This is a genomic window from Kocuria sp. U4B (assembly GCF_054875615.1).
The window spans coordinates 37,632-55,686 of sequence record NZ_CM142180.1; the positions used below are offsets into that span (position 1 = coordinate 37,632).

At 72.6% G+C, this 18,055-nt stretch carries 18 protein-coding genes; 10 read left to right on the top strand and 8 right to left on the bottom strand.

Annotated features, from left to right (window positions below; translation table 11 throughout):
• Nucleotides 1–29: 29 nt before the first annotated feature.
• The 4 genes from ACYSMR_RS00170 to ACYSMR_RS00185 all read left to right on the top strand — a co-directional run bounded on the left by ACYSMR_RS00170 (nucleotide 30) and on the right by ACYSMR_RS00185 (nucleotide 3,516).
• The gene (locus ACYSMR_RS00170; RefSeq protein WP_461747011.1) at nucleotides 30–824 is read left to right on the top strand and encodes an NAD(P)-dependent oxidoreductase; all 795 of its coding nucleotides are present in this window, start codon (nucleotides 30–32) and stop codon (nucleotides 822–824) included.
• 101 nt (nucleotides 825–925) lie between these two features.
• Nucleotides 926–2,266: a TRAP transporter large permease subunit gene (locus ACYSMR_RS00175; RefSeq protein WP_461747012.1), complete on the top strand. Its 1,341-nt coding sequence runs from the start codon at nucleotides 926–928 to the stop codon at nucleotides 2,264–2,266.
• 18 nt (nucleotides 2,267–2,284) lie between these two features.
• Nucleotides 2,285–2,533, top strand: a complete 249-nt coding sequence (locus ACYSMR_RS00180; protein WP_461747013.1) for a hypothetical protein — start codon at nucleotides 2,285–2,287, stop codon at nucleotides 2,531–2,533.
• Nucleotides 2,530–3,516 carry a cyclase family protein gene (locus ACYSMR_RS00185; RefSeq protein ID WP_461747014.1) on the top strand — a complete coding sequence of 329 codons (987 nt, stop codon included), beginning with the start codon at nucleotides 2,530–2,532 and terminating at the stop codon, nucleotides 3,514–3,516. Before ACYSMR_RS00180 ends, ACYSMR_RS00185 begins: the two co-directional genes overlap by 4 nt.
• Before the next feature lie 235 nt (nucleotides 3,517–3,751).
• On the opposite strand, the gene ACYSMR_RS00190 is transcribed toward ACYSMR_RS00185, so the two are convergent.
• The gene (locus ACYSMR_RS00190) at nucleotides 3,752–4,243 is read right to left on the bottom strand and encodes a cyclophilin-like fold protein (protein WP_461747015.1); all 492 of its coding nucleotides are present in this window, start codon (nucleotides 4,241–4,243) and stop codon (nucleotides 3,752–3,754) included.
• Between the two features lie 464 nt (nucleotides 4,244–4,707).
• Here ACYSMR_RS00190 and ACYSMR_RS00195 point away from each other — a divergent pair, with 464 nt between their 5' ends.
• From ACYSMR_RS00195 to ACYSMR_RS00205, 3 genes are all read left to right on the top strand, one after another.
• Nucleotides 4,708–5,847 (top strand): alpha/beta hydrolase, encoded by a 1,140-nt coding sequence (locus ACYSMR_RS00195; RefSeq protein ID WP_461747016.1) that lies wholly within the window; start codon nucleotides 4,708–4,710, stop codon nucleotides 5,845–5,847.
• A 99-nt stretch (nucleotides 5,848–5,946) separates the two neighbouring features.
• Complete coding sequence (locus ACYSMR_RS00200; RefSeq protein ID WP_461747017.1) at nucleotides 5,947–6,612, top strand: SDR family NAD(P)-dependent oxidoreductase; 666 nt, start codon at nucleotides 5,947–5,949, stop codon at nucleotides 6,610–6,612.
• Between the two features lie 429 nt (nucleotides 6,613–7,041).
• Nucleotides 7,042–7,314, top strand: a complete 273-nt coding sequence (locus ACYSMR_RS00205; protein ID WP_461747018.1) for an SDR family NAD(P)-dependent oxidoreductase — start codon at nucleotides 7,042–7,044, stop codon at nucleotides 7,312–7,314.
• Nucleotides 7,315–7,416: 102 nt separating this feature from the next.
• On the opposite strand, the gene ACYSMR_RS00210 is transcribed toward ACYSMR_RS00205, so the two are convergent.
• A complete protein-coding gene (locus tag ACYSMR_RS00210) occupies nucleotides 7,417–8,460 on the bottom strand; it encodes an NAD(P)-dependent alcohol dehydrogenase (RefSeq protein WP_461747019.1) in 1,044 nt (347 codons plus the stop codon).
• A gap of 640 nt (nucleotides 8,461–9,100) precedes the next feature.
• Here ACYSMR_RS00210 and ACYSMR_RS00215 point away from each other — a divergent pair.
• Nucleotides 9,101–9,874: a hypothetical protein gene (locus tag ACYSMR_RS00215; protein ID WP_461747020.1), complete on the top strand. Its 774-nt coding sequence runs from the start codon at nucleotides 9,101–9,103 to the stop codon at nucleotides 9,872–9,874.
• Between the two features lie 173 nt (nucleotides 9,875–10,047).
• Here ACYSMR_RS00215 and ACYSMR_RS00220 read toward each other — a convergent pair whose 3' ends face one another.
• Nucleotides 10,048–10,950: a helix-turn-helix domain-containing protein gene (locus ACYSMR_RS00220; RefSeq protein ID WP_461747021.1), complete on the bottom strand. Its 903-nt coding sequence runs from the start codon at nucleotides 10,948–10,950 to the stop codon at nucleotides 10,048–10,050.
• Nucleotides 10,951–11,086: 136 nt separating this feature from the next.
• Between ACYSMR_RS00220 and ACYSMR_RS00225 the strand changes: the two genes are divergently transcribed.
• Nucleotides 11,087–12,328: an MFS transporter gene (locus ACYSMR_RS00225; RefSeq protein ID WP_461747022.1), complete on the top strand. Its 1,242-nt coding sequence runs from the start codon at nucleotides 11,087–11,089 to the stop codon at nucleotides 12,326–12,328.
• 52 nt (nucleotides 12,329–12,380) lie between these two features.
• Nucleotides 12,381–13,424 (top strand): zinc-binding dehydrogenase, encoded by a 1,044-nt coding sequence (locus tag ACYSMR_RS00230; RefSeq protein WP_309126162.1) that lies wholly within the window; start codon nucleotides 12,381–12,383, stop codon nucleotides 13,422–13,424.
• Between the two features lie 183 nt (nucleotides 13,425–13,607).
• Here ACYSMR_RS00230 and ACYSMR_RS00235 read toward each other — a convergent pair whose 3' ends face one another.
• The 5 genes from ACYSMR_RS00235 to ACYSMR_RS00255 all read right to left on the bottom strand — a co-directional run bounded on the left by ACYSMR_RS00235 (nucleotide 13,608) and on the right by ACYSMR_RS00255 (nucleotide 18,051).
• Complete coding sequence (locus tag ACYSMR_RS00235; protein WP_309126163.1) at nucleotides 13,608–14,576, bottom strand: SRPBCC family protein; 969 nt, start codon at nucleotides 14,574–14,576, stop codon at nucleotides 13,608–13,610.
• A 105-nt stretch (nucleotides 14,577–14,681) separates the two neighbouring features.
• Nucleotides 14,682–14,885: a hypervirulence associated TUDOR domain-containing protein gene (locus ACYSMR_RS00240; protein ID WP_461747023.1), complete on the bottom strand. Its 204-nt coding sequence runs from the start codon at nucleotides 14,883–14,885 to the stop codon at nucleotides 14,682–14,684.
• 78 nt (nucleotides 14,886–14,963) lie between these two features.
• Complete coding sequence (locus ACYSMR_RS00245; protein ID WP_461747024.1) at nucleotides 14,964–15,302, bottom strand: DUF3140 domain-containing protein; 339 nt, start codon at nucleotides 15,300–15,302, stop codon at nucleotides 14,964–14,966.
• Between the two features lie 1,037 nt (nucleotides 15,303–16,339).
• Nucleotides 16,340–17,185, bottom strand: coding sequence for a carbohydrate ABC transporter permease (locus ACYSMR_RS00250; protein WP_461747025.1), 846 nt, complete (start codon nucleotides 17,183–17,185; stop codon nucleotides 16,340–16,342).
• Nucleotides 17,182–18,051 (bottom strand): carbohydrate ABC transporter permease, encoded by an 870-nt coding sequence (locus tag ACYSMR_RS00255; protein WP_251334704.1) that lies wholly within the window; start codon nucleotides 18,049–18,051, stop codon nucleotides 17,182–17,184. Before ACYSMR_RS00255 ends, ACYSMR_RS00250 begins: the two co-directional genes overlap by 4 nt.
• Nucleotides 18,052–18,055: the final 4 nt, after the last annotated feature.

The following is an 18,055-nucleotide window of genomic DNA, read 5'->3' on the forward strand; positions in this document are numbered from 1 at the left end:
CACAGTTCCGCCTTATATAAGGAGTCATCATGAGCGCATGCACCGTCATCGGCCTCGGCGAGGCCGGAGCCGTCTACGCCACCGCCCTGGTCGAAGCCGGGCACACCGTCACCGGCTACGACCCGGTGGCCCCCACCACCCCGGCCGGGGTCACCCGGGCGGACTCGGCCGCCGAGGCATGCCGGGAGGCCGACGTCGTCCTGGTCCTCACCGGCGCCGGTGCCGCCCGGGCGGTCGCCGCCGAATGCCTGTCGGCCATGCGAGAGGAGACCTGCTACGCGGATCTGACCTCCTCCTCCCCGCAGACCATGGAGGAGCTGGGCCGCACCCCGACCCGGGCCCTGTTCGCCGACGTGGCCATTCTCGGCCCCGTCCCGGTGCACGGGGCGCGCACCCCGCTGATGGTCAGCGGCCCCGGCGCTGAGCTCCTGGCGGAGCTGCTGGGTGGTGTCGGGGCGCCGGTGGAGGTCGTCGACGGTGGCCCCGGGGCGGCCATGGCCCACAAGTTGCTGCGCAGCGTGGTGATGAAGGGCATGGCCTCGGTAGTCGTGGAGGCCGTCGCCGCCGGTCGGGCGGCCGGGCTGGAGGAATGGATCCGCACCCAGATCGCCGGCCAGCTGGCCGGGGACGGCCAGGCCGTCATCGACCGGTGGCTCACCGGCACGCCCAAGCACGCCGCACGCCGCGCCCACGAGATGCGCTCCACCGCCCAGTTCCTCACCGACCTCGGGGTGCCCGCGGAGATGACCGAGGCCTCGGCCACGGCCATGGAGCGCATGGCCGCAGAAGCCGCCCAGCAGCAGGTGAAAACCCCCGCGTCCTGACCACCGGGTGGGCCCGGCCCCCACCGGCGCCGGGCCCACCGCCACAATGAAGCCAGCGTTCCTGCTCCGGGCAGGAACGCCCCCAAGGAAGTGAGTACGTCGTGATCGGAGTGTGGGCCCTGCTGGCCTATCTGGCCGTCATCATCGGGTGGACCACCATCATCAAGCGCAGCGTCGGGGAGGCCATGATCCTGGGCTTCCTCACCACCCTGGCCTTCAGCGGCACCCAGGCGATCAGCGTGGGCTGGGCCTCCCTCTACGACGCGCTCACCGACGAGATCGTCTACGCCACCATGGTCTTCGTGTTCATGGGCCACCTCCTGGACCGCGGCGGGGTGCTGGACCGGCTGATCAACCTGCTCAACTCCCTGCTCGGGCGCTACCGAGGTGGTCCGGCCTACGTCTCCACCCTGTCCTCGGCCGGACTGGGCAGCATCGTGCACAACCAGGCCGCCATCGCCGCCACCGTCGGTTCCGTGACCATCCCCTGGATGGAACGGACCAGGATGGACCGCTCGACCGCCGCGACGCTGGTGGCCGGCAACGCCGGGATGGGCATCACCTTCCCCTTCAGCGCCTCCATGTTCGTCCTGGTCGGCTCCACCACGGTCGGGCCTCTGCTCGAGGTTCAAGAACTGGTGGGCCCGCTGCTCATCGGCGGGCTGTGGTGCCTGCTGCACCGGCTGATCGTGACCGTGATCCTCGTGCGCAGGTCCGGCATGGCCGCGGTCGACCCCGAGCACCGGCTGGCGGTGGCCACCGCCTTCCGCCAAGGCTGGGCCACCCTGCTGCTGTTCGTCGCCGTGGCCATCCCCCTGGTCCTCACCTCCGGGGCGGCCGCCGAGGCCGCCGCCGCCTGGACCGGGGTCGAGGACATCACCGACGCCGTGAGCATCATCTTCTGGATCCCGGTCGCCCTCACCCTCGTCGGCATCCTCCTGGGCCTGTCGAAGCTGCCCCGCACCACCGCGGGGTGGTGGAAGCTGCTGGAGAGCTCCGCCCCCCGCTTCGGGATCGTGGGCATCACCGTGCTCTTCGCCTTCGCCGGGGCCAACGCCCTGGCCACCACCGGGCTGCCCGAGCAGCTCACCGGCCTGCTGGGCGATCTCGACCTGCCCCTGTGGGCCCTGGCCGTCCTGGTCGGGCTGATCGTCATCGCCGTGGCCGCGCCCCTGTCCTCCACCGCCACCATGGCCGCCGTCGGCACCGTCGGGGTCGCCGCCCTGGTCGCCGCCGGAGTCCCGGCCACCACCGCCGCCGTGGCCGTGCTGGTGTTCTCCTCCTGCGAGGCGGCCATTCCTCCCGGCGGGGCGCCCTTGTACGTGGCCTGCGGCATCGCCGACGTCGACCCGTTCAAGACCTTCGGCCGGCTCTTCCTCTACTACGCCCTGCCCCTGCTCGCCATCGGGGTGCTCATCGCCCTCGGCATCCTGCCCGTCTGAGACCCGAAAGCCACTGACATGCTGCACAGAACCCTTCTCGGCCTCTTCACCCTCACCCTGGGACTCTCCCTGGCCGGGGGCATCCTGCTGGTCCTCGCCCAGACCGGAGCCCTGATCGCCGGGCAGGGCCCCTGGCTGGTGTTCCTCAACGACACCGCCAAGATCCCCGTCGTCATCGCCGCCTCGGTGTGCGCCGTGGCCGGGTTCCTCCTCAGCTACCGCACCCCCGCCCCGGCCCCCGCCGACCCGCAGGAGGCCCGCCGGTGACCACCTGCGACCCCCGCGACCACCCCACCCACGCCCAGCTGGCCGCCCGTCCCGGGCGCCTGGCCGGCACCTCCTGGGAGCTGTTCCCCGACCCCGACCGGGGCACCCCCAGCTTCGCCGGCCCTGACCAGGTCCTGGCCGCCCGCTCCTGCATCCGCACCGGCACCGTGATCGGCCTGGACCACCCCGTCGACGCCTTCGACCCCGGCATGTCCGCCCGGCGCACCGCCCCGGTCCACACCATCTACTCCGGCCACCCGGCTCACCGCGACGACTACCTCGACGGGTTCTACCTGCAGGGATCCACCCAGATCGACGGCCTGCGGCACCGCCGCTCCGACGAGGTCGGCTTCTACGGCGGCACCGACGACGAACTGATCCGCCCCGGCACCCGCCCGATCGGCATCCAGGCCTGGGCCGAGACCCCGATCGTCTCCCGTGGGCTGCTGCTCGACGTGGCCGGTCACCGCCAAGCCCTCGGCGATCCCATCGACCACGCCGGCGGCGAACCCCTGCGCCTGGACCTGCTCCAGGACGTCCTGCGCGCCCAGGGCAGCGCCATCACCCCCGGGGACATCCTGATGATCCGCACCGGCTGGTGCGAATGGTTCCTCGGCCTCGACCACCGGACCAAGCTCGCGGTCAAGGAAGCCCGCCGGTCCACCGGCATCGCCCAGTCCAAGGAGTTCATCGAGTGGGTCTGGGACCACCGACTGGCCCTGGTCGCCGCCGACAACTTCGCCGTCGAATGCCTCCCCCCGGTCGCCGACACCCCGTTCCTGGTCACGGCACCCCATGACAAGGGCATGATGCACCAGGAGCTGCTGGCCAAGCTCGGCATGCCCCTGGGCGAACTGTGGCGTCTGGACCACCTCGCCGAGCACCTGCGCACCACCGGCCACTGGGACGCCATGGTCGTGGTCAAACCCCTCAACATCACCGGCGCCACCGGCTCCCCCGCCAACGCCACCGCCATCTGCTAGCGGACGAGCCCGCCGCACCCTCCGACGGGCGCCGTCCAGGCACTGTCAGAGGGACCGCGGCAGGCGACGGGTGCTTCCCCCCACGCCCCGCACGGGCCGTCAGGTCTCGGATCCGCCGCTGGTCACCAGGGACGGGACCCGCGCCCTGCGCACAGCCCCCGGGTGGGCCAGGACCCGGGGTATCCGATGGACGGCCGGGGCCTGAGCGTGTGCGTGTGGGGCATCGGGGGGGGCGTCAGCGGGCGAGGTCGAGACGGGCGGTGAAGTCGCCGTCGTGGTCACGGACCGCCGTCAGGTCCTCGAACTCGCCCAGACGCACGATGCCGTTGTAGTACCCGACGTGGTCGTAGTAGAGCACCAGGGCCTGGTCCGGGGCGTAGTAGCCGATGGTCAGGGGGTCGGCGTCGTCACCGGCCGGCATGCCCTCCAGGGACAGCGGTGCCAGCAGCTCGGCGATCTTCTCCTGGCCCCCGTAGTCGGTGAAGGACAGCTCCAGGGGGAAGTGGTCGATCAGGGAGCGTGCGGCGGCGCTGTCGAACAGGGTCCCGGTCACCGTGGTGCCCGCGATGTCGAGGGTGATCGGGGTGCCTGCTGCAGCAGGAGATGTGCTCATGTCGTCGTCGTTCTCCGTCGTGGCGGTGCTCGAGGCGGTGCTCGGGGCGGGGCGGGGCTCAGCGGAGGAGCCGGTGGCCCCGGCCGTGCCGCAGGCCGTCAGCGTCGCGGTCATCACGGCCAGCAGCATCACCGCCGTGGGACGGACGCGATGGCCGAGGCCCGTGGCGGCAGCCAGGAAGGGGCCTTCGGCCGGCCGCGTGAGGGCGGCCGCCGATGCCTGTGCCGCCGGCGCACAGCCGTCGGAGCACCGTAACCCGGGCACGTTCGCCCCGGTCCGCTGAGAAGTGCGCCCGACCTGGTGCGGCACCAGGAACCGCCGGGTCGTGCGGTGGTGATCCATCCGGCCAGGATAGGCCCGGCCCCGTAGGTCTGGGATGCCCTGTCGGTACACCCCTCCACAGGGACTCCCTCACGGCCCAGCGCCACGATTGACTGGCAGGGATGTGCCAGCCTGCACAGCGAATCACCGGCCGGTGCAGCGCCGGTCCTCCCTCCTCGGACACCGGTCGCCGCCCTGATCCGGTGCCTGGTTCGATGCCGCTCTGCCACGCCCCCCTCCCCCGGGAAAGGAAGACCATGACGACCACCGACAACACCACCGAGGCCGCCGCGCCGATGCCGTCCACCGGTCCGGGCGGACACCGCCCGGGCCGGCGGCAGATCCTGAAGGTCGCCGGCGTCGGCGCCGCCGCCCTAGGCGCGCTGTCCGCTGCTGCCCCCGCGGCGACGGCGGCTGCCGAGACGACCGGCGGCGCGCCGGCCTGGGACAAGACGTTCCCCAGGAGTCCCCGGGTGAACCACCGGAAGGTCTCCTTTCCCAACCGCCTGGGCATCACCCTGGTGGCCGACCTGTACACACCGCAGAACGCCCGGCGCACCCAGCCGTCCTGGGCGCTGGTCGTGGGCCACCCCTTCGGTGGCGTCAAGGAGCAGACCGCCGGGCTCTACGCCCAGACGATGGCCGAGCGCGGCTTCGTCACCGTCGCCTTCGACGCCTCCTACAACGGCGAGAGCGGGGCGGGCCTCCCCCACGCCATCGCCTCCCCGGAGGCCTTCACCGAGGACTTCAGCGCCGCGGTGGACTACCTCGGACTGCACCCGCTGGTCGACCGGAACCGCATCGGCGTGCTCGGGGTCTGCGGCAGCGGCGGGTTCTCCCTGGCCGCCGCCCAGGTCGACCCGCGCCTGAAAGCCGTGGCCACGGTGAGCATGTACGACATGGGCCGCGCCACCCGTGAGGGCCTGGGACTGGCGCCGGTACCGGGCGAGGTCATGACCGAGGAGGAGCGGGTCACAGCGGTGGAAGAAGCCGCTGAACAGCGCTGGGTCGAGGCCGCGGGCGGACAGACCGTCCACGGCCCGGGAACGGCCCTCGCCCTCACCCCTTCACAAGAAGCAGCGGCCCAGGAGTTCGCGCAGTACTACGGCACGCCCAGGGGACAGCACCCCCGCTCCGTGCCCATGAGCCTGACCAGCAGAGGGGCGCTCATGGGCTTCTGTCCCTTCGAGCACCTGGACTGGATCGCCCCGCGCCCGATCCTGCTCGTCCACGGCCAGGTCGCCCACTCGCGCTACTACAGCGAGGACGCCTACCACCGGGCCACCGGGCCCAAGGAGCTCTACCTCGTGCCCGGGGCCGGGCACGTGGACCTCTACGACCGGGTGGACATGATCCCGTGGAACAAGCTCACCTCCTTCTTCCAGCACAGCCTCTGACCCACCCGCACCACCGACCCGCACCACCGACCCACCGGACCGTGCACGTCCCCTGCCCCCACGTCCAGGGACCGCGCACACCCCTGAAAGGACCGCCTCATGCCCACCCTCGCCATCCTCGGCGCCGGCCCCGGCCTCGGCGCGGCCGTCGCCCGCAAGTTCGGCGCCGCAGGCTTCCACGTCGCCCTCATCTCCCGCACCCAGGCCCACGTCGACGCCCTGGCCGCCGAGCTGGGCCGGGCTGGGATCACCGCCGCCGGTTACGCCGCCGACGTCCGCGACACCGCCGCCCTCACGGGCGCCCTCGACCGTGCTGCCGCCGAGCTGGGCCCGGTCGCGGTCCTGCAGCACAGCCCCATCCCGCAGCGGCAGTTCCTCCGCCCGGTCCTCGACACCACCGCCGCCGACGTGTGGGCGGCCCTCGAGTTCTCCGTGCTGGGTCCGCTCACCGCCGTCCACCACGTGCTGGGCGGCATGCGCGAGGCCGGGCAGGGCACCGTGCTGTTCGTCAACGGTTCCAGCGCCGTGCGCCCCAACGCGACCTATGCGGGCACCTCCATCGCCTTCGCCGCCGAGTCCGCCTACGCCCAGATGCTCCACGACGCCCTGGCCGGCAGCGGCGTCCACGTCGGTCAGCTCATCGTTCCCGGGGCCATCCGGCCCGGTCACCCCACCCACGACCCCGACGTGCTGGCGGAGAAGCTCTGGTCCCTGCACACCCACCGCGAGGGCTTCCGCGACTACGCCGAGCCCCTGGCCGACTGACCAGCCACCGACCCTCCGGGGCGGAACGGCCATCCCGGGGCGAGGAATCCCGCCGCACCCGGGCGGCTCCGGCTCATCCGGTGCCAGGCCGGACGCTTCAGATGCGAACACGAGAAAGACGGGACCTCGGACCATGCTGACGTACGACTTCAGTGGGCGGGTGGCCTTCGTGTCCGGCGCGAGCACGGGCATGGGAGCTGCTGCGGCCCGGGGTCTCGCCGAGGCCGGTGCCGCCGTGGCCCTGGTCGACATCGACGCAGGCGCCCTCGACCGGATCGCCGCCGTCAACCTGCGCGGGGTCCGGGCCTGCCTGAAGCACGAGCCGGCCCAGGTGCGCGCGCAGGGCTCCGGGGCGATCGTCAACTGCTCCTCCCCCGGCGGGCTCGCGGGTGGGCCACCCGCGCCTCCTACCACGCCACCAAGCACGGGGTGCTGGGTCCGACGAAAAGCGTGGCCCTGGAGTACGCACCCCACGGGGTGCGCGTCAACGCCGTGTGCCCCGGCACCATCGACACCCCCATGGTCGAGCGCATGGTCGGCGCCGGCGAGCTCGACCTCGAGGCGACCCTGGCCGCGACACCGATGGCGCGGCTGGGCACGGCGGAGGAGATCGCAGCGGCCGTGCTGTGGCTGCGCAGCCCCGCCGCCGGCTACGTCATCGGCGTCGCCCTGCCCGTTGACGGCGGCTGCACCGCCCAGTGACAGCGTTGCGGAACGGCCCACCAGCGTGGTGCTGGTGGGCCGTTCGGGCGTGTCGGGCCACGGTGGTCCGCCCGGGCGCGGGCAGGCGTCAGGCGTCAGGCGTCAGGCCAGGGTGGCGGTGTCGATGACGAAGCGGTAGCGCACGTCGGAGGCCAGCACCCGCTGGTAGGCCTCGTTGATGTAGGCGGCGTCGATGAGCTCGGTCTCGGGGACGATGCCGTGCTCGGCGCAGAAGTCGAGCATCTGCTGGGTCTCGGCGATGCCCCCGATCATCGACCCGGCGTAGGTGCGGCGGGCCCCGATGAGGGAGAAGACGTTGAGGCTCAGCGGCTCCGCGGGGGCCCCGACGTTGACGAGGGCGCCGTCGACGGTGAGCAGGGACAGGTAGGCGTCCACGTCGATCGCCGCGCTGACGGTGTTGAGCACCAGGTCGAAGGCCCCGGCCAGCTGCTCGAAGGTGGCCGGGTCGGAGGTGGCGAAGTAGTGCTCCGCGCCCAGGGCCAGACCGTCCTCCTTCTTCTTCAGCGACTGGGACAGCACGGTCACCTCCGCGCCCATCGCCGAGGCGATCTTCACGGCCAGGTGCCCCAGTCCGCCCAGGCCCACGACGGCGACCTTCCTGCCGGGGCCGGCACCCCAGCGGCGCAGCGGGGAGTAGGTGGTGATCCCGGCGCACAGCAGCGGGGCGGCCGCGGCGAAGTCCAGGGACTTGGGCACGGACAGGACGAAGCCGGCGTCGACGACCACGTGGGTGGAGTAGCCGCCCTGGGTGATGGTGCCGTCCCGGTCGGGACCGCCGTAGGTGGGCACCATGCCCTCCAGGCAGTACTGCTCGTCCCCGTTGCGGCAGTGGGTGCAGTCCCCGCAGGAGTTCACCATGCACCCGACTCCCACCCGGTCCCCGACGGCGTGGGAGGTGACCTCGTCGCCGATCTGGGCGACGGTGCCGACGATCTCGTGGCCGGGCACCAGGGGGTAGGGCTGGTGTCCCCAGTCGCCGTTGACGGTGTGGATGTCGGAGTGGCAGATGCCGGCGTAGGCGATCTCGATCAGCACGTCGTGCGGGCCCACCGCCCGGCGGGTGATGGTCGTGGGCTCCAGCGGCGCGGCGGCGGAGGGAGCGGCGTAGGCGTTGACAGTCAGCACAGGGTCTCCTGGTGGGGCGGGGGTACAGAAACGGGCCGGGCGGACGCGGTGCGCCCGCCCGAGAGCCGGTCGCCCGGACGCGCAGCCAGGGGCCGACGGCAGGGCAACTCCACCACCTCATCACACAGGGAGGCTGTGAGGGAGTCCCTGTCGTGAGGTGTACTGGCAGAGCACCCCAGGCGGCGGCCAGGCGCTGCCCCCGGTGCCGCTGATGGACGGCTGACTCGCGGTCCGTGGCGCCAGGAGCGCAGGAACCGGGGCCGAGCTCCCCGGCACGGAAGCGGTTGGTGGCGTGTTCGGAGGTGTTTCCTGGCCGCTCAGCGCAGGCCGGACGCCGTCGAGGGCCTCACTGGCATCGCCGATGAAGCCGGGCCGGTGCCGTCGGCACGGCGCGGCTGCCACCCCTCAACTGCCACACTGGTCGACAGCGTCCGCGCGAACCCCTGCCGCGTCGTGGAGGTCCCCCCCGGGCGCTGACTGCTCTGCCACAGCGGGTGCTTTCCCGCAACGACAACAGGAGGTGCGTCATCGTGGGCAGGACCGCCGTGACCGGGTTCGGTGCCACCGGATCAGCCCCGGGCAGTGACCTGAGCACGACAGGCACCCACGGGACCACCCTGCTGCCCGCGCGAGCGTGCTCGTGAGGCCCATCGACGGAACACCCGGAGACCGGCGCCGCCTCCTGCGGCCGCTCCTGGGCCTGCTCCTGGTGCTGGGGCTGCTCGCCGGGGCGCTGGCGCTGCTCGGGCCCGGCGTGCTCGACGGCCTGCGCACCGGCGCGGGCTCGTGGCCAGGAGCCCCGGAGTGCACGGTCGAGACCTCCCAGGGAGAGATCGGGCTCGACCGGCAGCAGGCGAAACGAGCCACCACGGCGGTAGCACTTCAGGCCCGTGGGCTGGAGGCCCCGGACACCGCCGGGATCGAGGCGGCGGTGCTGCAGCGGCTGGCCGCGGGCCCGCCCGGGGTCGCCGGGGCGAGCCTGAGCTGCCGGGGCTCCGCCATCGGCGAGCTGCCGCGGCAGCAGCCGGGCGCCACCGGCCTGACCCCGCGGGCCGAGCGGCTGCGCGCGGCGATGACCGAGGTCTTCGGGGAGCAGAGCCTGGGCGGGTTCGCCCCCGGGGGTGTCGACCACGGGCACGGAGCGGAGTCGACGCACTACGACGGCCGCGCCGTCGACGTCTTCTTCCGCCCCGTCACCGAGCAGAACCGGCGTGAGGGATGGGTGCTGGCCCAGTGGCTGGTCGCCCATGCCGAGGACCTGGACGTCCAGTACGTCATCTTCGACGACCGGTTCTGGAGCGCCCACAGCGCCCGGGGCCGGTGGCAGCACTACGACGCCCCCGAGCCCGGCAACGAGATCCTGCGCCATCTCGACCACGTGCACGTGGACGTGCTGCGCGGAGACCCGCGCTGAGCAGCAGATCGCAGCCCCGGGCAGCCCGAGGGCGCCCTCCGCCGGCCGCTGCTGTGGCGAGGGAGCAGCCGTGGCGCCGGCCCGTGATAACGGCCGCGCCGGTGGTGCGCGGCCCCGCTTCGTGGGGTCGTTCGCTCATCCGCCGTCACGACGCAGCGTGCGACCCCACGGTGCTACGGCCGGGGGGTGTCTGCTGCTTCGGCAGCGGCGGTGGCGGCCCAGCTGGTGAGGAGCTTGAGGTGCTCCTCGTGGACCGTGGCGGGTTCCGCGGTGTAGACGCTCAGTTCCGTGACCGCGCCGGGAACGGCGGGCAGGCCCAGGGACTGGTAGGTCAGCTCCAGGGCCCCGACCACGGGGTGCTGCAGGCGCTTGGTCCCCTCGTGGCGGATGCGGATGTCGTGGGAGGCCCACAGCGTGCGGAATTCCCCGCTGAGGGTGGACAGTTCTCCGATGAGCTCGCGCAGGGCCCGGTCGTTGGGCTCGCGGCCGGCTTCGGTCCGCAGCAGCGCGACGGTTGCCGCGGCCCCGGCCTCCCAGTCGATGAAGAAGTCCCGCGAGGCCGGGTCGAGGAAGTGGTAGCGGGCGAAGTTCGCGCGGCCGTGGGCGGTGGTGGTGGTGCTGGCGAACATCGGCGCGTGCAGGGCCCGGGCTAGGGCGTTGGTCGCGACGACGTCGAGGCGGCCGTTGCGCACGAAGGCTGCCGACATGGTGATGGAGTCCAGCATCCACTGGATCGGGGCCGCGACCTCGACGTCCTTGCGGCGCGGAGGCCTGCGGGGTGCGGGCCGGGCCGCGCGGGCCAGGTCGAACAGGTAGGTGCGCTCCTCCTCGTTCAGGTGCAGGGCCCGGGCGACGGCCTCGAGGACGTCCTCGGAGATCCCGCGGATGTGGCCCTTCTCCAACCGCGTGTACCACTCGGTGCTCACCCCGGCCAGTACCGCGACCTCCTCCCGGCGCAGCCCGGGAACGCGCCGGCGGTTGCCGGCGGGCAGGCCGACCTGCTCCGGGCGCAGCCTGGCCCGGCGGGTCACCAGGAAGTCCCGGATGTCGGCGCGGTTGTCGGCGGGGGTGTCCATGCCCCCACGATAGGACGCCCCGGCATCCGGTGAGGGGGGAGAGTTTGTCCCCCCATAAACAGGACCTTCTCCGGGCGCGGGAGCAGGGGTGCAATGGAGGGCAGGACGACATCCATGGACCCCAGGAGCACTTGGCATGCAAGGACAAGCCCCCTCGACCCCCACCGAGCTCAGGCCCGCGGTGCACCAGCCCCGGTCGGTGCGCCCGCCGCTGGTGGTGTACGTGCTGGCAGTGGGCACGTTCCTGATGCTCACCACCGAGTTCGTGGTGGCCGGCATCCTGCCGCAGATCGCCGGTGACCTACAGGTCGACGTCGCCCGGGCGGGGATGCTGATCACGGTGTTCGCGGTCGGGATGGTCGTGGGCGCACCGCTGATGGCGATGCTGACCCTGCGCCTGCCGCAGCGGCTGACGCTGGTCCTCGCCCTGGCGGTGTTCGCCCTCGGCCATGTCATCGTCGCCGCCGGCTCCAGCTTCGGCGTGCTGGTCGCCGCACGGTTCCTCACCGCCCTGGCCACCGGGGCGTTCTGGGCCGTCGCGGCGGTGGTGGCCACCCGCGTGGCCGGGCCCGGCGCCGGCTCCCGGGCGGTGGGCATCGTCAACGCCGGCGGCATGCTCGCCACCGTGCTCGGGGTGCCCCTGGGCGCGTTCGCCGCCCAGCTCATCGGGTGGCGGGGCACGTTCTGGGCCCTGGCGGTCCTGGCGGTGACCGCGATCCCCGTCATCGCCCGCCACGTGCCCCACCAGGGGCCGGAGCACGGCGCGGCGTCCCTGCGCGCGGAGCTCACCTCGCTGGGCTCCGGGCGGCTGTGGCTGGTGCTGGCGGCCTGCGCCACCACCACCGGCGGGGTGCTGGCGGCGTACTCCTACATCGCCCCGCTCCTGACCGACCGGACCGGCATCCCCGCGCACCTGGTGCCGCTGGTGCTGGCCGGCTTCGGCCTCGGCTCCCTGGCGGGCTCCGTCCTGGGCGGCCGGCTCGGCGACACCTGCCCCCACGCGACGACGATCGTGGCCCCGGCCGCCACGACGACCCTGTTGCTGGTGATCTGCCTCGTCTCCGGGGCGGCCCTGCCCACCACCGTGCTGATCGCCCTGCTCGGGCTCTTCGGGCTGGGGGCGAACCCGGTGCTGATCTCCCTGGCCGTGCGCTACGCCGATCACGCGCCCACCCTGGGCTCCTCGCTCAGCGTGGCCGCCTTCAACGTCGGCACCGCCGCCGCCTCGTGGATCGGCGGCATCGCCCTGGGCTCCGGGCTCGGGCCGGTGGGCCCTGTGGCGATCGGCGCAGCCATCGCCGCCGTGACCCTGGTCCCCGCCATCGCCCTGGCCCTCACCCACCGTCGCCGTGCCCTCGGCGCCACGGCCACAACCTGACCCGCCTCCCCCACGCCGACCCGCACGACGAACACGACGAAAGAGAGACACCATGCGTGCCACCCTCATGTACGGTCCCGGCGACGTCCGCATCGAGAACGTCCCGGACCCGGTCCTCAAGCAGCCCACCGACGCGCTGGTGCGCATCACCGCCTCCTGCATCTGCGGGTCCGACCTGCACCCCTACCACTCCATGGACCCGGCCGGTGGCCCGGCCCGCATGGGCCACGAATTCATCGGCGTCATCGAGGAGACCGGCTCGGCGGTGACCACCCTGGCCAAGGGCGACCTGGTCGTGGCGCCCTTCGCCGTCTCGGACAACACCTGCCGGTTCTGCGCCGAGAAGCTGCACACGTCCTGCACCCACCACGAGGCCGGCTTCTGGGACGGCATCCCGGACGAGGGCGGCCAGGCCGAGGCCATCCGCGTTCCCCTGGCCGACGGCACCCTGGTGAAGCTGCCCGTCGCGCCCGACTCGGCCCTGGTGCCCTCCCTGCTGACGCTGGCCGACGTGCTGGGCACCGGCTACCACGCCGCCGTGGCCGGCGGGGTCGACCAGCGCACCCGCGTCACCGTGATCGGCGACGGGGCCGTCGGGCTGCTGGCCGTGCTCTCGGCCAAGCGCCTGGGCGCCCAGCAGATCATCCTCATGGGACGCCACCAGGGCCGCACCGACCTGGGCCGCGCCTTCGGGGCCACCGACGTGGTCTCCGCCCGCGGAGAAGAAGGCATCGCCCAGGTGCGCGAGCTCACCGGCGGACACGGCTCCCACGTGGTCCTCGAAGCCGTCGGCCACATGCCCGCCTACGACCAGGCCGTGGGTGTCGTCCGCCCGGGTGGTGTCGTCAGCCGTGTGGGCGTGCCGCAGTACGAGGACGCCCCGATCGGCTTCGGCAGCCTCTTCCGCCACAACATCCGCCTGGCCGGCGGGCCGGCACCGGTGCGCGCCTACATCGAGGAGCTGCTGCCCGACATCCTCGACGGCACCATCGAACCGGGCAGGGTCTTCGACGCCACCACCGACCTCGACGGCGTGCCGGGCGGATACCAGGACATGGACGACCGCAAGAGCCTCAAGGTCCTCATCACCCCCTGAACCTCGCCAGGTCCCTGCTCCGCACACGGAGCCCCGCAGTGCCTCGTCAGGCCCCTCCTCCCCGGACGGGCGGCGCACCGGGAGGATCGCCCTGCTGGCCGGCATCACCGGGTGCCGGGCTGTGGCAGCGCCGGTGGCCGCGGCCACCGGCGCTGCCGACCCCCAGCCACGGGAAGGATCTGCTCAGACCGCGTCCCCGGCGGGGCGGTCGTTGCCGTCCGGGCGGCCGGTCACCGGGTCCGCCCCGGCGCGGCGGTCCTCGTCCGGCACGAGATCGGGCTGGTCGATGTCGGAGGCGACGATCGGCGGCACCTCCCCCAGCGGAGGGGCGGGCTCCTCGTCCAGCCGGGCGTCCACCGGCAGCGGCTGCTCCGGGGTCGCCCCGACATCGGCGGTCCGCGGCGCACCGGTCGAGGGAATGAGGTCCTCGGTGGCAGGCGCGGTGGTGACCTCGGCGGTCGCCCCGGCCTCGGCGGACGGGGTGGGCGGGGTCACCGGGCCGCTGTCCGTGGCGGCGTTCGCCTCCGTGCCGGCGTTCGTGCCGGTGTCCGTGGACTTCGCGGCCGCGGCGGCGCCGGCGGCGGCCACCCCGGCCGCGGCCACGCCCGCGGCGATCACCTTCCCGGACACCCCGGCCTTGCCGCTGTCACCGCGGGAGCCGGCGGCGTCCTGAACCCCCGGAGCACCCACGGCCGCCCCCGGGTTCACCGCCCCGCGCCAGGCACCGGTGGCGTAGCCGGCGTCCTCGATGAACGCCTTGAACCGCTCCAGGTCCTTCTCCGCCTGGTTCTCCACGACGTTGAGCTTGTCACCGATCTTCTCCACCAGCCCCTCGGGCTCGTACTCCAGCACCAGGTGCACCTGCGTCTGGGCAGCGCCCACCGCCTGGAACTCCACGGTCCCGGCGTTGGTCGCGCCCTCGGTGGCGGCCCAGGAGACCTTCCGGTCCGGGACCTGCTCGAGGACCTGCGCCTGCCACTGCCGGCGCACCCCGCCCAGCTCGGCGACCCACTCCAGGCGGTCGTCGCCCAGCTGGCGCACGCTCTGCACCCCGCCCATGAAGTGGGGGAACTCCTCGAACTGCGTCCACTGGTTGTACACCGTGGTGACGGGCACGTCCACGACGACGGTCTTCTCGACTCTGGTGCTCATGGCATCTCCTTCGGGTCCGACGGACAACGGATGGCGAACAGCCTGAATTCGCCAGTGTGCTTACGGTACCGCGCACCTCGGTGCGGTGGCCACGGCGTCCAGGGCTCAGGCTTCGGTGAGGGCATCACCCGTGTGGGCGGCCCGCGCCCCGGACTTCTCCGACTCCACGATGTAGCGCGGGTCCTCCTCGCTGGCCCGGTAGGTGTGCCCGTCCAGCTCGAAGTCTGCGGTCTTCGTCTCCACGATCGTGCCCTCGGTCGCCCCCTGCGGGGTGTTCCACGTGACCTTCGTGCCCTTGCTCATGCCCATGTGCTCCGTCGCCTCCGTTGTGGTTGCAGCTGTGGTCGCGCCCTTGTCGGCCAACCGCCGGTTCGGGGCGCCGGACGCTCAGTCCTTGAGCGGGTCGTGGCCCCAGTTCATCAGCGAGTACCGCCACCGGGTCTCGCTCACGTCCCCGTCCGGGCGCTGGGCGAGGTGGCGGTGGATGTAGCCGACGACCTTGTGCATGTGGTCACGATCCGCGTCGGTGCGCTCGGACTTCTTCTTCTCCAGGATCTCCACGATGCGCCGCCCCGAGCGGTGCCCCACCGACTCCCCGCCGTCGGACTGGCCCACCGACTGCGACTTCTCCGTCTCCAGCCAGTCCGAGAGCTGCCGGGCGGTCATGTTCACCGCCTCGTCGAAGTCCCTGCCGATGTCCTTCTGGTCCTCGTCGCTGTCCGCCATGGTTGCTCCTCGCTTCCGGGGCCGGAGGGTCGTGCCGCTGCCGCCTTCAGCCTTCCGTGCCGCCGGTGCGGTGTCCACCCCTGGGACGCGGTTTCCCACGGCCTCTCGGCCACCTCCACCGTTGCGGGGGGCGCCTCCGGGTCCGATGTCCGCCCTGTTGCGCCCTGGACGGCTGCGCTCGGGCAGGTGGTGGAGTGCTGCGGCGGCCTGCCGCGCCGTGACCGGTCCTCCAGCGCCTTCTGCCGGCCCCCGGCTGCAGGTCTGGCCGGCCGTCCGGGGGCCCGGAGCGGTGAGCCACTCGTCGGTGCCGCGGCGCGGACCCGGCCTGCCGGGGAGGAATCCGGTGATGATCCATCCGGCGATGGGCCCGGCCCGCACCGGGTCCCCCGGTGCGGCGAGCCGAGCCGGACCCGAGCGCGTTCCTTCGGGCGGCTGGGCCAGCAGGAGCTCCACGAGGCCGACCGTGGGTGCTGGACCTTCGGCATCCGGGCCTGTTCCGAGCGCACTGCCCCGCTGCCCTTCGCCGGGATCGTCCGGCAGGCGAGCGCCATCGACCGGAGCGTGCCGGCGGGTGCCCGGGCGGCGGTCCCGGCCTCCGTCCCGGGCCCCGGGGACCGCGTCCACGACGCCTTCCTCGGCAGGCCCTCCCCGGTGCCGCGCCGGTCCTGCCCGGGGCCCGTTTCCGCTCGACCCCGGGCCCACAACCGTGCCGGTGCGGGCGCAGCGAGCCGGTGGCCAAGGGAACGTCGACCCCTGCCATGAGCACCGGGCCGTTCAGGTACGGGTCTGGCGGGTGGGCTCCGTGGCCGAGCTCCCGCACCGGTTCGACGCCCACCACACCCTCGGCCACGGACCGTCAGCGACCCGGGCCACGGATCACGGCGCTCGGTCCCCGGGCTCGGCGTCGTGGAACCACCGGACACCCGACAGGCGCGGTTCTGCTCGCCAGAATGACGTTGCGTCGTACCGCCGGTGCACCCCCGACACCACCACGGGCAGCACCGGATGCCCCCGGGGCGCGGACGTGGCCGCCGGCCTCAGCCCCGGACCGAGCCGGAGCTGAGGCCCGCCACGAGGTAGCGCTGAGCCACGAAGGCGAAGACCATGACGGGGATGGTCAGCAGCACGGCGGCCGCGCCGGCCTGCTGGAGCATGGGCAGGGTCTGCCCGAGCTGGGTGGCGATGAACACGGGCACCGTTCCGGCCTCGGTGTTCGTGAGGACCACGGCCGTCAGGTACTCCTGGAAGGCGAAGAAGAACACGAAGATCGCCGCGGTGAGGATGCCCGGCCCCAGCAGCGGCACCATGATCCGGGTGAGGATCTGGTGGCGCCGGCACCCGTCGAGCATGGCGGCCTCGTCCAGTTCCCGCGAGATCGCGGCGAAGAAGTTGCGCAGCAACCAGATGGTGAAGGGCTGGTTGATCGCCACCAGAGCCATGGCCAGCACGAACCGGGTGTCGTAGATCCCCAGGCTCCGGGAGAGGTCGTACAGGGGCAGCACGATCGCGAAGCGCGGCAGGGAGCGGAACACGAGCGCCAGCAGTAGCAGCGCCACGGACACCCAGCCGGGGAAGCGGGACAGGGCGTAGGCGGCGGGTATCCCCAGCACCAGGGCCACGAGGGTGCTGACCACGGCGACCACGAACGTGTTGAGCAGATAGCGGTAGAAGTAGGTGGTCTGCCACAGATCCGCGAAGGACTCGAGGGTGGGTGAGTAGCCGAGCACCGGCGGATTCACGAAGGCCACGTTCGTGGGCTTCGTGACCGACAGGACGGTCCAGATCACCGGCAGGAGCATGAGCACGCACACCAGGGTGAGGATCACGGCCCCGAGGGGCCCTACGCCGGGGCGGGCACCGGGTCGCCGGGTGGTGGCCCTCATGCCTGCCTTGCTTCCCGGACGACGTCGCGCAGGAACGGGTAGAGCATCACCAGGATGACGACGATGGTGAGCACGGACAGCGCGCTGCCCAGCCCCAGGTCCTGGCCTCCGTCCTGGAAGGCGATGTTGAAGATGTAGAGCATCACGGACTCGTTGCCCAGCTGCACCGCCTGGGGCGACAGGGGCACCAGGTTGTCGAAGACCCGCAGGATGTCCATGATCGAGATCAGGCCCACGAATCCGATGACCCCGCGGATGGAGGGCACGATGATGCTCCAGTGCGTGCGGAGCGGGCCCGCGCCGTCCAGCTGGGCCGCCTCCAGGACGTCACGGGGCACCCCCTGGAGCCCGGCCAGCAGGATCAGGGTGGCGAACGGCAGCATGGACCAGATCACGTTGAGCGCCACCATGATGCGGTTGGGCCAGGTCTGGACGTACCAGAGGACCTCCTCGCCGCTCAGCCAGGTCCAGGCCAGGTTCACCACCCCGCCGAAGTTCTGGTCGAACAGCCAGGAGAACATGGTGGCGCCCACCACGTTGGGGATGACGTAGGAGATCAGCAGGATGCCCAGCACCACGGGGCGCATCCGGCTCAGGCGGTGGACCGTGGCCGCCAGCACGTACCCGGCGCCCAGCAGCACGGCCGTCACGGCCACGGTGAGGCCGGTGGTGAAGATCAGCGCGCGCCCGAAGCGCGGGTCCGAGAACGCCTGGGCGTAGTTGTCCAGGCCCACGAACTGCCCTGGTGATCCGTAGTCGACCTCCTGGAAGCTCCACTTGACCGTCAGATACAGCGGAACGACGAGCAGCCCCACCATCACTGCCACGCTGGGGCCCACCAGCCCGTAGAACTCGCCCCGGCGCATCAAC

What these genes read in the sequence shown, in the direction of transcription:
- ACYSMR_RS00170 (WP_461747011.1), top strand. Translation starts at nt 30, where the DNA reads ATGAGCGCATGCACCGTCATCGGCCTCGGCGAGGCCGGAGCCGTCTAC.
- ACYSMR_RS00180 (WP_461747013.1), top strand. Translation starts at nt 2,285, where the DNA reads ATGCTGCACAGAACCCTTCTCGGCCTCTTCACCCTCACCCTGGGACTC.
- ACYSMR_RS00190 (WP_461747015.1), bottom strand. Translation starts at nt 4,243, where the DNA reads ATGACCGCGACGCTGACGGCCTGCGGCACGGCCGGGGCCACCGGCTCC.
- ACYSMR_RS00195 (WP_461747016.1), top strand. Translation starts at nt 4,708, where the DNA reads ATGACGACCACCGACAACACCACCGAGGCCGCCGCGCCGATGCCGTCC.
- ACYSMR_RS00200 (WP_461747017.1), top strand. Translation starts at nt 5,947, where the DNA reads ATGCCCACCCTCGCCATCCTCGGCGCCGGCCCCGGCCTCGGCGCGGCC.
- ACYSMR_RS00220 (WP_461747021.1), bottom strand. Translation starts at nt 10,950, where the DNA reads ATGGACACCCCCGCCGACAACCGCGCCGACATCCGGGACTTCCTGGTG.
- ACYSMR_RS00225 (WP_461747022.1), top strand. Translation starts at nt 11,087, where the DNA reads ATGCAAGGACAAGCCCCCTCGACCCCCACCGAGCTCAGGCCCGCGGTG.
- ACYSMR_RS00230 (WP_309126162.1), top strand. Translation starts at nt 12,381, where the DNA reads ATGCGTGCCACCCTCATGTACGGTCCCGGCGACGTCCGCATCGAGAAC.
- ACYSMR_RS00235 (WP_309126163.1), bottom strand. Translation starts at nt 14,576, where the DNA reads ATGAGCACCAGAGTCGAGAAGACCGTCGTCGTGGACGTGCCCGTCACC.
- ACYSMR_RS00240 (WP_461747023.1), bottom strand. Translation starts at nt 14,885, where the DNA reads ATGGGCATGAGCAAGGGCACGAAGGTCACGTGGAACACCCCGCAGGGG.
- ACYSMR_RS00245 (WP_461747024.1), bottom strand. Translation starts at nt 15,302, where the DNA reads ATGGCGGACAGCGACGAGGACCAGAAGGACATCGGCAGGGACTTCGAC.
- ACYSMR_RS00250 (WP_461747025.1), bottom strand. Translation starts at nt 17,185, where the DNA reads ATGAGGGCCACCACCCGGCGACCCGGTGCCCGCCCCGGCGTAGGGCCC.
- ACYSMR_RS00255 (WP_251334704.1), bottom strand. Translation starts at nt 18,051, where the DNA reads ATGCGCCGGGGCGAGTTCTACGGGCTGGTGGGCCCCAGCGTGGCAGTG.